Origin of the sequence: Epilithonimonas caeni DSM 17710 (assembly GCF_000426465.1) — a bacterium.
Lineage (GTDB): Bacteria > Bacteroidota > Bacteroidia > Flavobacteriales > Weeksellaceae > Epilithonimonas > Epilithonimonas caeni.
Genome location: NZ_AUFK01000013.1, coordinates 224,064 through 237,620 on the forward strand (window position 1 = coordinate 224,064; position 13,557 = coordinate 237,620).

General features: G+C 34.5%; 11 protein-coding genes. 6 read left to right on the top strand and 5 right to left on the bottom strand.

Annotated elements, in window-relative coordinates:
• Positions 1-18 precede the first annotated feature (18 nt).
• The 3 genes from K319_RS0106550 (at position 19) to K319_RS0106560 (ending at position 5,297) form a co-directional block, all read left to right on the top strand.
• Positions 19-3,843 (top strand): restriction endonuclease subunit S, encoded by a 3,825-nt coding sequence (locus tag K319_RS0106550; protein WP_027382919.1) that lies wholly within the window; start codon positions 19-21, stop codon positions 3,841-3,843.
• 44 nt (positions 3,844-3,887) lie between these two features.
• Complete coding sequence (gene tsaB, locus K319_RS0106555; RefSeq protein ID WP_027382920.1) at positions 3,888-4,574, top strand: tRNA (adenosine(37)-N6)-threonylcarbamoyltransferase complex dimerization subunit type 1 TsaB; 687 nt, start codon at positions 3,888-3,890, stop codon at positions 4,572-4,574.
• A 66-nt stretch (positions 4,575-4,640) separates the two neighbouring features.
• On the top strand, positions 4,641-5,297 hold the full coding sequence (locus K319_RS0106560; protein WP_156907062.1) for an energy transducer TonB: 657 nt from the start codon (positions 4,641-4,643) through the stop codon (positions 5,295-5,297).
• Positions 5,298-5,301: 4 nt separating this feature from the next.
• Here K319_RS0106560 and K319_RS0106565 read toward each other — a convergent pair whose 3' ends face one another.
• A complete protein-coding gene (locus K319_RS0106565) occupies positions 5,302-6,501 on the bottom strand; it encodes a PQQ-dependent sugar dehydrogenase (protein WP_084403409.1) in 1,200 nt (399 codons plus the stop codon).
• Positions 6,502-6,601: 100 nt separating this feature from the next.
• Between K319_RS0106565 and K319_RS0106570 the strand changes: the two genes are divergently transcribed.
• The 3 genes from K319_RS0106570 (at position 6,602) to uvrB (ending at position 10,384) form a co-directional block, all read left to right on the top strand.
• The gene (locus tag K319_RS0106570) at positions 6,602-6,973 is read left to right on the top strand and encodes a BlaI/MecI/CopY family transcriptional regulator (RefSeq protein ID WP_027382923.1); all 372 of its coding nucleotides are present in this window, start codon (positions 6,602-6,604) and stop codon (positions 6,971-6,973) included.
• A gap of 1 nt (position 6,974) precedes the next feature.
• Positions 6,975-8,324, top strand: coding sequence for a M56 family metallopeptidase (locus K319_RS0106575; protein WP_084403410.1), 1,350 nt, complete (start codon positions 6,975-6,977; stop codon positions 8,322-8,324).
• A 68-nt stretch (positions 8,325-8,392) separates the two neighbouring features.
• Complete coding sequence (gene uvrB / locus K319_RS0106580) at positions 8,393-10,384, top strand: excinuclease ABC subunit UvrB (protein WP_027382925.1); 1,992 nt, start codon at positions 8,393-8,395, stop codon at positions 10,382-10,384.
• A 1-nt stretch (position 10,385) separates the two neighbouring features.
• Here the strand turns inward: uvrB and K319_RS0106585 are convergent, their stop codons facing one another.
• Genes K319_RS0106585 through K319_RS0106600 form a run of 4 tightly spaced genes read right to left on the bottom strand, consistent with a single transcriptional unit; the run spans position 10,386 to position 13,550 of the window.
• Complete coding sequence (locus tag K319_RS0106585; RefSeq protein WP_027382926.1) at positions 10,386-11,147, bottom strand: lipopolysaccharide kinase InaA family protein; 762 nt, start codon at positions 11,145-11,147, stop codon at positions 10,386-10,388.
• Positions 11,148-11,167: 20 nt separating this feature from the next.
• The gene (locus K319_RS0106590) at positions 11,168-12,202 is read right to left on the bottom strand and encodes a glycosyltransferase family 9 protein (RefSeq protein ID WP_027382927.1); all 1,035 of its coding nucleotides are present in this window, start codon (positions 12,200-12,202) and stop codon (positions 11,168-11,170) included.
• 33 nt (positions 12,203-12,235) lie between these two features.
• Positions 12,236-12,448 carry a DUF3820 family protein gene (locus K319_RS0106595; RefSeq protein ID WP_027382928.1) on the bottom strand — a complete coding sequence of 71 codons (213 nt, stop codon included), beginning with the start codon at positions 12,446-12,448 and terminating at the stop codon, positions 12,236-12,238.
• A 10-nt stretch (positions 12,449-12,458) separates the two neighbouring features.
• Entirely contained in the window at positions 12,459-13,550 is a 1,092-nt protein-coding gene (locus tag K319_RS0106600) for an AI-2E family transporter (RefSeq protein WP_027382929.1), read from the bottom strand.
• Positions 13,551-13,557: the final 7 nt, after the last annotated feature.

Here is a 13,557-nt window from a genome sequence, read left to right on the forward strand (position 1 = left end):
AATAATCATTAATTATCAATGAAAAATTTAGCGCAAGTAATTGGTTTTCAACCTAAAGAAAACGCCGATGGTATTTTTTTAAAAAAATATCAAAATGATTATTGTCTAGAAATTGACTTCAAAAACCTTATTTTTCATTTTGGGGGTAAAATAAAAGTTGGTGATAAAACCATACAAAATATTACTAAGCCCGAAGATTGGGTGGTTCTAGAATGTGTGGATAGACTTCTCACAAAAGGTTACAAACCAGAAAATATTTCGCTTGAAAAAGTTTGGCCTGCAGGGCATCAACATTCCGGTAGATTAGATATTAGTGTTACCCGTGAAGATGGTTCAGAGTATTTATTGATTGAATGTAAAACTTACGGAAAAGAATTCGATAAAGAATTTAATCGAATAAACAAAGACGGAGGACAGCTTTTTACTTATTTCAAATTTAGCAATAAAGCAGACGCTATAATGCTTTATTCTTCAGAATTAAGGGGGAAAGACATTGTTTACCGAAATGAGATTGTAAAGATTGAAGATGACTATAGAGCTGGTGATGTAAAAGATTTTTACGAAAAATGGAGTAAGCTTACCAAAGATAATGGTATTTTTGAATCTTGGGTTAATCCATATAATTTCGAAAGTAAGGCATTAACGATAAATGATTTAGAAGAAATAAAACAAGAAGATAGTAGTTTTATTTTTAATAGGTTTTTAGAAATCCTTCGGCATAATGTAGTTTCAGATAAAGGAAACGCTTTTAATCGAATTTTCACTCTTTTTCTTTGTAAGATTTATGATGAAAAGGATAAAGAAGATACTGATAACGAATTAGAGTTTCAATGGTTTGAATCTCCTTTTACTTATGAAGGTGTTCATTATGAAAAAGATAATCACGTTAGTTTTCAGATTAGACTTACAGATTTGTATAAAAAAGGAATGAAAGCCTTTTTAGAAAAAAATGTTACAGATTTTTCTGAGGCTGAATTTCACAATAAGTATTCTTTCTTATCCGAAGAACAAAGGAAGCCTATTTTAGAAGAATTTAGAAAAGTTCGTTTAGAGAAAAATAATGAGTTTGCTATAAAAGATGTTTATGATGAACAATCTTTCTATGACAATGCAGTTGTTGTGAAAGAAATTGTTGAATTACTACAAGGTTTTAAATTAAGATATACCAAAAAGCAACAGTATCTTTCTGACTTCTTTGAATTGCTTTTAACAACAGGGTTAAAACAAGAATCTGGACAGTTTTTTACTCCCGTTCCTGTTGCACAATTTGTGATTAAAAGTTTACCGATTGACAATATTATTAAAGAAAAATTGCAGAAAGGGGAAAAAGATGAATATTTACCTTATGTAATTGATTATGCAGCCGGAAGTGGACATTTTTTAACAGAGACAATGCACGAAGTGCAACGCATTATAGACAACAATGATTTTCCGAATTTAAAGGCTGAAGTAAAACGTTTTATTAAACAGGCAAAAGAATTTCACTTTGATTGGGCATTTGATTATGTTTATGGAATTGAAAAAGATTATCGTTTAGTAAAGGTGGGAAAAGTGGGCTGCTATCTTCATGGCGATGGTTTGGCAAATGTCATCCATTCTGATGGGTTAGCCAATTTTAAACATAAAGATTATAAAGGTAGATTATCTATTTCAGATAAAAATTTTGAGCAGGAAAATAAACAATTTGATATTATTGTTTCAAATCCGCCATATTCTGTTTCAGCATTTAGAAATGCAGCAAGACAGTTTTATAAAGATGTGGATTTTGATCTTTATTCTAACCTTACTGACAGCAGTTCAGAAATAGAATGTCTATTTATAGAACGCACCAAACAACTCTTAAAAGATGGTGGTGTTGCCGGAATTATTTTACCGAGTTCCATATTAAGCAATACAGGAATTTATTCTAAATCCAGGGAAATCATTTTACAATATTTTGATATTGTTGGTATTACTGAATTAGGTTCTAATACTTTTATGGCAACTGGAACTAATACGGTTACTTTGTTTTTAAGAAGAAAAAACAACTACGAAAGCAAAAACTTAAAAATTGCTGTTGACAGATTTTTTAATGACTTCCAAGATGTTACATTAAACGGTGTTGAGAAGCCAATTACTAAATATATAAATCACGTTTGGGAAAATATTTCGTTAAATGATTATATTTCTTTATTAAAAAAAGAACCTAACTCAAATGTTGAGCAACACGAGATTTACAAAGAATATTCCAAAAAAATAAAAGCTTATTCTCAAATAGAATTGCTGAATATTCAAATCACTAAAGCTAAAAATGACGATGAAATCAGCAAGCTAAATGAGAAAAAAACAAAAGCGGAAAAAGATTTTTGGGCTAAATTATTGGAAATTGAAAATGAAAAACTCTTTTATTTCATTATCGCTTTTCCTCAAAAAGTAGTCTTAATAAAAAGCGGTGAAAAAGATGCCGAAAAACGTTTCCTTGGTTACGAATTTTCTAACCGAAGAGGAAGCGAAGGAATTCACCCAATACAAAGAGGAAAAAATATAGAAGATTGCACCCAGCTTTTTGATGCAGACGTTTTTGATAATCCAGAAAAAGCAAGCACTTACATTTACAAAGCCTTTGCAGGAGATTATGATTTTCCAATAGATGAAGCGATGAAAAACAATGTATCTCGCCACAACTTGGTAGATATGATGACCTTTGACCGAGTAGAATTTGAAAAAAACATTTCGCTTTCTGTTAAAAAAAAAATAAAGTTTGAAACAATTTGGGGAACAGATAAACTCCAATTATTGGGTGAAATTGCTGAGATTAAAAAAGGTACTTCCATTACAAGAGAAAAAACGGCAAAAGGTACAATTCCAGTTATCGCTGGAGGACAAGAGCCTGCATATTTTCATAATGAATTTAACCGAGATACAAATACAATAACAGTTAGTGCTTCAGGTGCCTATGCTGGATTTGTAAATTATTTTGAAATCCCAATATTTGCCTCAGATTGTAATACAATAGTCTCAAAACAAGAAAGTAAAATTTCAACAAAATTGATTTATCTATTTTTAAAATCAATTCAAAATGAGGTTTATGGATTACAACGAGGACAAGCTCAACCTCACGTTTATGGTAATGATTTGGCAAATATAAAAATTCCACTTCCACCAAAAGACATTCACCAAAAAATTGTTTCTGAAATTGAAGTTTTAGAAGCAAAAGAAAAGAAAGCGAAAGAAGAAGTTGAAAAGCAAAAAGAAAATGTTAGAAATATAATTTCTAAAGTTTCAGGAAATTTGACCTCATTATCAAATATTACTTCAAAAATAGGAAGCGGAGCAACGCCTCGTGGTGGAGAAGGCTCATATAAGCAAAGCGGAATTTCATTAATTCGTAGTCAAAACATTTATGATAACGAATTTTTTGAAAAAGGATTGGCTTTCATAGATGACATCCAAGCTGAAAAATTAAAAGGAGTAACTGTTGAGAAAAACGATATTTTATTCAATATTACTGGCGCATCAATTTGTAGATGTTGTATTGTTCCTGAAAAATTTTTACCTGCTAGAGTAAATCAACACGTTTCAATAATTAGAGTTTTAGAGAAAGCTTTACCAAAATATGTGCAAACGATTTTAGTTTCAGAAATTTATAAAAATCAATTACTGGAAATTGGAGATGGAGCAACTTCAAGGGAGGCTATAACCAAACAACAATTAGAAGATTTCAAAATCCCACTTCCATCCATTTCCGAACAACAAAAAATAGTTTCCGAAATTGAAAAAATAGAAGACAAGATAAAGGCTTTAGAAACAGAAATTGCTGAAATTCCAAAACTCAAAGAAGCTGTTTTAAAGAAATATTTGTGACAAATTGTTACATTTTCAGATTGTTAAATTGTTACATAAAAAAAATGAAAATCCTTCACATAGAAACCTCATCCAAAAACTGTTCTGTTGCTATTTCTGATGGCGAAAAATTATTATGCCTTTGCGAAGAAGTTTCAGATAATTACAAACAATCCGAAAGCCTCCACAGTTTTGTAGAATGGGCTTTGGAGGGCGCAGAAATTTCTTTGAAAGATCTGGATGCTATTTCTCTCGGCAAAGGCCCCGGCTCTTACACAGGACTCAGAATTGGAGCTGCCTCTGCAAAAGGTTTTTGTTATGGTTTAAAGCTTCCTCTGATTGCAGTTAATTCTTTGGATTCTATGGTTGAGGAATTCATAAACCAAGGATTTGAATTGATTATTCCTTTGATTGATGCCAGAAGAATGGAAGTTTACACAGCTATTTTTGATGGAAAATCTGGTGAAATGATCTCTGAAACCGAAGCCAAAATCCTTGATGAAAATTCATTTTCAGAATTGGCTGACAAGAAAGTTCTCTTTATCGGTGACGGCGCAAAAAAAGCTCAGGAAATATTGAATCTTCCAAATGCAGAATTTAAATCGGATATTTATCCTTCTGCCAAAGGTTTGATCAAAAAATCAGTTGAGAAATTTAATCAACAAGTGTTTGAAAATGTTGCTTATTTTGAACCGTTTTATCTGAAAGATTTTCAGGGAATTAAGAAAGCCGACAGAGTTAAAAAACAATAATTGATGAGATATTTTTACTTATTACTTTTGTCCATAAGTAGTTACTGTTATTCGCAATCCGAAATTTTGGATAAATATCCTCCAAATATGTCATTTTATGATAAAGGAGAGTTAAATTTTTTGAAAGAACTTCAATCTATAGCCAAGGATAATGGAGTAAAACCCTGTGAAAGCAAGACGGATTTCTATAAATTGGCTTGGATTGTTTATCCTGATAAAACAATAAAATTCATAAAGGACACCGATACCGTAAGTGCTGGGAAAAGTAGATGCGCTTATGATTTTGCAAAGAAAACCTTTAAATATCTTAAAGACTGGAATCCCGTAATTATTAATGGGAAGTCATATGCTGCTTTAGTTCAATATGAAATTTATCCCTCAGATATTCTTGCCTATAAAATCTCTGATGACTTGCTTCCTGATTTTAAACAAGCAGAATATCCCGGTGGCCGTGATAGACTTTTTAGAGATATGGAAAGAATTGTACAAAATACTATGTCTAAATATCAAATTAATTTGAATGGTGAGACTGTTAATTTAAGCTTTAAAGTTTCAAAGGAAGGTTTTATGAAAGATATCAAATTCTCTTCCAATATTCCCTTCAGAACAATTGACGATTTGCTTTTGGATTTTAAAAAGTTAAATAAATGGAAACCGGCAACAAAAAATGGTGTTCCATTTGAAAGTAGCTTCAATATACCAATAAGCTTTAGATACTACTAAAATATCATTTCCTAGAAATCCGATACAATTTCCCACTGTCCGTAATAGCATAGAGATTCCCGTCTTTTCCGTCAAAAACATCACGGAATCTCTCGTGCTGGTCTTCTAAAAGGCGTTCTTCCCCAACCACTTTATTATTTTCAAGGATGATTCTGTCAATTTTTTCTCCACTCAGACACGCGATGAAAAGGTTATTTTTCCATTCGACAATGTTTCCTGTGTAAAATGTAATTCCGCTTGGAGAAATGACCGGGTCCCAATAATAAACCGGCTGCTCAAGACCATCTTTTTTCGTCAATCCATTATTGATTTTTTGTCCGGAATATTCGATTCCATAAGTGATGGTTGGCCAGCCGTAGTTCTTTCCGGGTTGTATGAGATTGATTTCGTCGCCGCCTCTCGGTCCCATTTCGGTTTCCCAAAGCTCTCCGGTTTCAGGATGAATGGCAATTCCCTGTGGATTTCTATGTCCGTAAGAATAGATTTCTGGTTGCGCTTTGTTACTTCCTATGAAAGGATTACCTGCGGCAGGTTTTCCGTTTTTATCGATTTTAATGATTTTTCCCAAATAAGCTTTTAAATCCTGTGCCAACGGACGTGTTTCCAAGTCAGACCTTTCACCTGTACTCAGAAATAGATTTCCGGATTTATCAAAAGCCAATCGGCTTCCATAATGCAGTCTTCCGTCATAAGAAGGTGTTGCTCGGAAGATAATTTTGACATTTTCAACTTTGTTTGTCGAAAGAACGCCTTTCCCAACAGAAGTGAGATTTCCTTTTTCGTAAGGTTCTGAAAACGACCAATAAATTGTTTGATTATTTTCAAAGTCAGGGTCAATTACAATATCTAGAAGGCCGCCTTGTCCACGACTGTCAACTTTTGGAAGACCTGTTATTTTCGTTACATATTTTCCGTCTGGGGACACAAGATTGATAAATCCGGTTTTCTCTGTAATCAGAAAATTTTGATTTGGCAATTGTGCAATTCCCCAAGGTCTTCCGAGATTTTTATTAATGACATCTACCTTATATTCTGTCTGGGTTTTATAGCCTCGGATCCTGGTTTGTCCGGCAAATGCAGGTTTATAATCCGAATTTGGTTTTTCTTTTTCTACAGGAGCAAGATTTTTGATAGATTCTTTTTCCTGGCAGGAAATTAAAATCGTTGAAAAACAGAATATTGGAAGAATAATGGACTTCAGCATAACATATATTTTTTCTAACGAATGGAAAAATAGTGCCAGTAAAATTTGTTAGTTTAAATTTTAATTCTACATTTGTAGAACAAAATGTAATCTTGTAGAAATGAACGAGCCAAAATTAACCGAAACCGAAATCATCTTGATGGAAATCCTTTGGAAAAAAGAAAAAGTTTTTATGAAAGATATTTTGGAAGAATATGCTGAACCGAAACCTGCATCAACAACCATTGCAACATTGTTAAAAAGAATGCAGAACAAGGATCTGGTAGGATATAAACTTTATGGAAACTCGAGAGAATATTTCCCAAAAGTTAAGAAAGAAGATTATTTTCAAGGCGAAATGTCTTCTATGATTGACCGTTTTTTTAATAATTCTGTAAGTCAGTTTGCTTCATTTTTCACTTCGAATGCAAAATTGTCTCAGAAACAATTGAAAGAACTTCGAGACATTATCGACAAAGAAATAAAAGATTAAAATGTTAGTTCCTATTTTTAAAATAATCCTTTGTTCATCATTGCTGATAGGTATTTATTACTTGCTCTTGCAACGGGAAAAGATGTTCCGTTTCAACAGGTTTTATCTTTTGTTTGCTTTGGCTTTTTCTTATGTGATTCCGTTTGTTAAAATCAATCTTCCGGCAGTTTCGCAGCAAAAGAAACAATTGATTTTTGATGAGATCCCAACACAGCAATTGATTCAAAACACTACTCAAGCTTCTCAATTTGATTGGATGAATTTAATTTTTGCGGTTTCTGTTATAGTTTCTGTTTCGCTGATTATCAAATCAATAATTTCAATTAGAAAAATCATTAGTATGAAAGGAACTGATATTAATTATCAAAATCAGAAAGTGAAGTTAGTAGAGAAAAATCTACCACCATTCAGTTTTTGGAATAAGATCTATCTGAATAAGAGTTACTTCGAAAACGGACAAATCGATAACCGAATTTTCCAGCACGAGAAAACGCATATCGTTCAGAAACACTCTTTGGATATTCTGTTTCTGGAGATTTTGAAAGTCATTTCTTGGTTCAATCCGGCATTATACTTTTATAAAAAAGCGATAACCGATAACCACGAGTTTTTGGCGGACGAAAGTATTATTCAGCAACAAAATAATGTAAAAGATTATCAACAATTGATTCTTTCCGAGATTCTCCAAACCCGGAATCTAAACCTGACACACCAATTCAATTACAATAACACCAAAAAACGATTTATTATGATGACCACAAAAAAGTCAAAATTCGAAAAAACAAAAAAACTGTTTGTTGTTTCAGCTTTTGCAGGATTGAGTATCCTTTTTGTTCAAAAAGTTTATGCTACGGAAGCTAAGCCTGAAGTCAAATCTGACATTCATGAAATCACTACAAATGATTCCGTAAAGCTTGATACAATTCCAAGTAAAAAAGCAACTCAAGCCAATGTAAAAATCAAAGGAAAGAAAAATATTCCGCCTCCACCACCTCCAACAGAGATGAAGGATAATGAATTACCAATTCCACCGCCCCCACCTCCAGCGAGTAATATAACCGCAGCACAATTTCCAGAGGGATTGGGAGAACTTAGAAAAGCCGTTGCAAATCAATTTGATACTTCAGCAATTAATGGAAAAGGAATGCTTAAGACCAATCTTTATATTTCTATTGATGAAAACGGAAAAACTACAGATATAAAAGCCGAAGGAGATAATCAAAATTTCAATAATGAAGCAATTAGAGTTGTAAAAGTTGTAACAGCAGATAAATTATGGAAACCGGCAACAGAAGATGGAAAATCTGCAGCCACAGTTTTCAAGCTTCCAATTATGATGAATTTTCAATAGAAAATTTGTATTATAAACATCAAACGTTTCGCATTCCGGAACGTTTTTTTATTTCGTATTTTTGTTAGATGCAATTCAAACTTCAATCAGAATATCAACCTACCGGAGACCAGCCTCAAGCTATTGAGAAATTGGTAGAAGGAATCAATATTGGCGAAAAATATCAAACGCTTCTTGGAGTTACCGGTTCCGGAAAAACGTTTACGATTGCCAATGTTGTGGAAAGTGTTCAGCGGCCAACGATTGTGATGGCACATAACAAGACTTTGGCGGCTCAGCTTTTTATGGAATTCAAAGAGTTTTTCCCGGATAATGCCGTTGAATATTTTGTAAGTTACTACGATTATTATCAGCCGGAAGCCTTTATTGCTTCGACTAATACTTATATTGAGAAAGATTTGAGTATCAATGAGGAAGTTGAAAAACTCAGACTTTCAGCCATTGCAAGTTTGCTTTCCGGACGCCGGGATGTTTTGATCGTTGCTTCGGTTTCGTGTATCTATGGTGTTGGGAATCCTTCGGAGTTTCATAAATCCTTGATCACAATTGAGAAAAACGAAAAATTATCCAGAACCAGATTGCTTCATCAATTAGTCAGTGCACTATATTCGAGAGCGTTGAATGAGTTTCAAAGAGGTACGTTTCGTGTAAAAGGCGATGTGATTGATATTTATCCTGCTTATGCGGATACTGCGATCCGGATTCAGTTTTTTGGAGATGATGTGGAGAAAATCCAAAGTTTTGACCCTGTTTCCGGGAATGTAACTTCTAATTTTGATTTGATCAATATTTATCCGGCCAACCTTTTCGTAACAACACCTGAAACGATGCAAAGTGCCATCAAACAGATTCAGGATGATATGGTAAAGCAGGTTGAGTTCTTCCGCGAGATCGAAAAACCTTTGGAAGCGAAACGGTTGGAAGAAAGAACTGAACTGGATCTGGAAATGATTCGGGAGCTTGGTTACTGTTCAGGGATTGAGAATTATTCTCGTTATATGGATGGTCGGTTACCAGGGACAAGACCATTTTGCCTTTTAGATTATTTTCCGAAAGATTTCCTGATGGTCATCGATGAAAGCCACGTAACAGTTCCCCAGGTCCACGCCATGTACGGTGGAGACAGAAGCAGAAAAGAAGTTCTGGTGGAACACGGTTTCCGTTTGCCTGCAGCGATGGACAATCGACCTTTGAAATTCAATGAGTTCGAGGATATGCAGAATCAGGTGATCTATGTTTCGGCAACACCTGCGGATTACGAATTGGAAAAATCCGGAGGTACTTATATCGAGCAGATTATCCGTCCGACAGGACTTCTAGACCCGATTATCGAAGTTCGCCCGACAATGAATCAGATTGATGATCTGATTGAAGAGATCCATAAAAGAGTAGAGCTTGACGAAAGAGTTTTAGTTACAACCTTGACAAAGAAAATGGCTGAAGAGCTGACGAAGTATTTCACAAAGGTTGGAATCAGGACTCGATATATCCATTCCGATGTAGAAACTTTGGAAAGGATCCAGATCATGCAGGATTTGCGTTTGGGATTGTTTGATGTTTTGGTTGGTGTAAACCTTTTAAGAGAAGGATTGGATTTGCCAGAAGTTTCGTTAGTTGCGATTCTGGATGCAGATAAAGAGGGAATGCTGCGTTCTCGCCGTTCGATGATTCAAACAGTCGGAAGAGCCGCAAGAAACCTGAATGGGCGTGCGATAATGTACGCTGATAAAATGACAAAATCGATGCAGGCGACAATCGATGAGACCAATTATCGTCGTGAAAAGCAGATGAAATATAATGCTGATAATGGTAAAGTTCCTCAGGCATTGAATAAAAAGATCAGTGAAAATCTGGTTGGAAGAAGCAAAGATTTCCCAGACGAAAAATATACTCATAAAGAAATTCTTCAGGAAGTTGCTGAAACAAAGGCTAGTTACGGAAGTGATGACATCGATAAAATTGTAGCCCAAAAACAAAAAGAAATGGAAGCTGCAGCGAAAAATCTTGATTTCATAAAGGCAGCAAAACTACGAGATGAGATTGCTGCTCTGAAAGCTTAAATTACTTTTTCAAAAAATATTTGTAAAACTTCAGGATCTTTTTGATCTTACGTTTTCTCACCATCTTCTCAGAAGCTTCATTGATTTTTTTCAGACAATATTCAACAGGAACTCCTGATAGTTTGGAGTATTCGTCACTAATGATTTTCATTGTATCCACATCAGTTGTTAATCTTGCAAAATTCAAAAGTCTTTTGTCGGTCGGAAAATCAGTATGAAAATTCATTCTGTTGAGATCAACGAGATAGAAATTGTAGGTTTCGTTTTCTTTCTTCAACAGGAAATTTCCGGAAGCATTATCGATGAATTCGATTCCGCTTTCGTGCAAGTTGAACATCAAATTGGCGTAGCCTCTGAAAATTTTTTCTCTTTCAGGATAATCAATATTATGTAGGGCATCTGTCAACGGGAAACAATTATCCAGCTGTTCGCTCATATAATAACTTGATGTCAACCCCCAAAAATCAAAAAACTCGATATAAGCAACAGGATTCGGTGTATAAAAATTTTTACTGAGTAGAACGTTGGCATATTCAAAAGAACGTCTGGCTTTTGATTTTCTGTAAAATTTATAGACGTGTCTGTTGATGAAATTGTGTTGTTTAAAAGATTTAAAATTATATCTCTTACCTTCTATTTCAAAAACTTTTACCACGTTTCTGGCCCCAGGACCAATTAGCGTACCACCGTTTTTGAAGTTCTTGATGATATTGGAAACATCATTTTTATATTGAGAAAAACCTTCAGAAAATACCCAGTTCATAGTCTTTTAGTTTTAGGTTATTAGTTTAAAGACGTTTTGATCAGCTCCATTACTTTATCATTATCAACATTATTTGTATTTACGGATAAACTTTTGTGATTGTAAGGTTTGTACATGTTTTCATCTGTTACGGAAAACAAACCTATAGTTGGAACTCCGGAAGCACTTGCCAAATGCATTACACCGTTATCAGCAGCAATGAAAACAGCACAATTGGCGATAAAACCACCCATTTCACGCACATCTTTGCTGTAAAAATTCGGAATCTTGAAGTTCAGTTTTGAGATATTTTCTACAGGCAGAAGTTCGATGATATTGTAATCTGGAAAAGTTGCTTGCAATTTATCATAAAAAGCATTCCACCAAGCTTCGGAATAGCATTTGTCTCCCGTTGCATTGGTAAAAAGACAGATGGTCTTTTTGTTATTTTTTACAATTTCATTGAGCTTTTTCTTTCCATCTTCAATTTCTGATTGATCTAATTTAAGATCTAGAAAAGGAATCCCAGATTTATTTTCATCAAATCCGGTCTGAGTTAAATAATGTCTTAAATTGTAAATCGTATTTTTTGCAATGTGATTGTAATCAGCATGTTGGGTTTTAAGCACTTCAACCTCTTCTCCAAAAAATTTGTAATCGGCTTTGGCAAACGATATTGATAATCTTCCGGAAGAAGAACCTTGAGTAGCGTTGATGGCCAGATCATATTTGTTCCATTTCAGAGCGAGCCAGCCTTTTAGATATTTCAATAAATTGCTGAAAGGTTTTTTCGGAAGCTGGTAAATATTGTCAACACTTTTGTAATTTTTAAAAATAATTGGAGTTACACCTCCTTTTACGAACAGGTCAATTTTGGCATCCGGAAACGTATTTTCAATTTCCTGAACCAACGGCGTTAACAAAAGAAGGTTTCCAAGCCTGTGATTCGGCCTGGAAATAAGAACTCTTTTTACTTTAAGATCTTTACTAAGTTTTCCCCCAGCGTGTGACTTACCAATGTTTTTGGTAAGGCTTTTCATGATAGACCTTCTGACAGCGTTTATTTTTTTCTTCATATAACTTTTATCCTTGCAAATTTACCGAAAAAATTAACGTCTGAGAGGTTTTAGCAAATCCATCAATCCATTTAGTTTGATCTCATAGATAGTTGCCAGCTGCATTCCGAGTTTTCCTTGTGGGAACCCCCCATTTCTTACAAACCATTCGAGGTAAGAAATTGGCAGGTCTGCGAGAATGGTTTCTTTATATTTTCCGAAAGGCATTTTGACTTGGCAGATGTCTTTCAGGATTTGAGGATTGATGTCTTCCATTTTAAATTATAAGGTCAATTTTAGTTTCCACATCATCATCCTGATCAGGGAGTTCCAAAGGAGGCGGAGTATCTTCTTCAGAAAATTCGTCTCTGTAAACCTGTATTAATAAGACAGTTATTGACATCAGGATAGGACCAAATATAAGTCCCATAAATCCGAAAATATTCATACCCATAATAATCCCGAAAACAGTGATCAATGGATGGATATCTTCTAACTTTTTCAATAACGTAAAGCGCAGGAGATTATCGGTCAAACCAACTATCACCAATCCGTAAATCAAAATTCCAACGCCCAGACCAGTTTGTCCTTCGGCAATCATAAAAATACCTACAGGAATATAAACAATGGCTGCGCCAACAACAGGCAGCATAGATGCAAGGGCCGTCAAAGCAAATAAAAGCATCGGACTCGGAGCTCCGAAAATGTAATAACCGATCAGGGCAACAACTCCTTGTCCAAGCGCAACTACAGGAATTCCGATAGCATTTGCCATCACTAGTTTCACGAATTTATCTCCCAACATCTGTGTATTGGTTCTTTTGAAAGGCATCGCTCTTGCAACGATTCTTTCAAAAAGTCTGGCTTTCGCAAACATAAAATACAAAATGAAATACATTGAAACCACGACTGTAAAAGTATTGAAGGTCGTGCTCAAAGCTTTTGTAGAAAAGTTTCCGGCAAAATTAGTAACCTTAGTAATATTCTCTTTGCTAAGGATATCGAATCCGACTTTCTGATAAACAAATTGATGGATCTTCTCCAGAAAGACATTGAATTTCTGCATATAGACCTGTGCATTTCCTAATTTGGAAACCAATTGGTCTATAGTGAAATAAACAGGCAAAATCAGGATTACAAGAGAAGCCAGCATCAGAACAGTTGCCGATAACCAGGGCTTCCAGTTTTTTTCTTCGATCAGATAGAAATTATATTTCCTGCAGATGATGTATAGTGTGACCGCTCCTAAAACCGATGGGATGAACAATGCCAGATTCCAGCAAATTAATCCAACCAATACGCATATAAGAAGAATTAAGGCTATCTGTTTGATGACAACAGAATCTATTTGTTTACCGGAATCTGACATAGTTTAT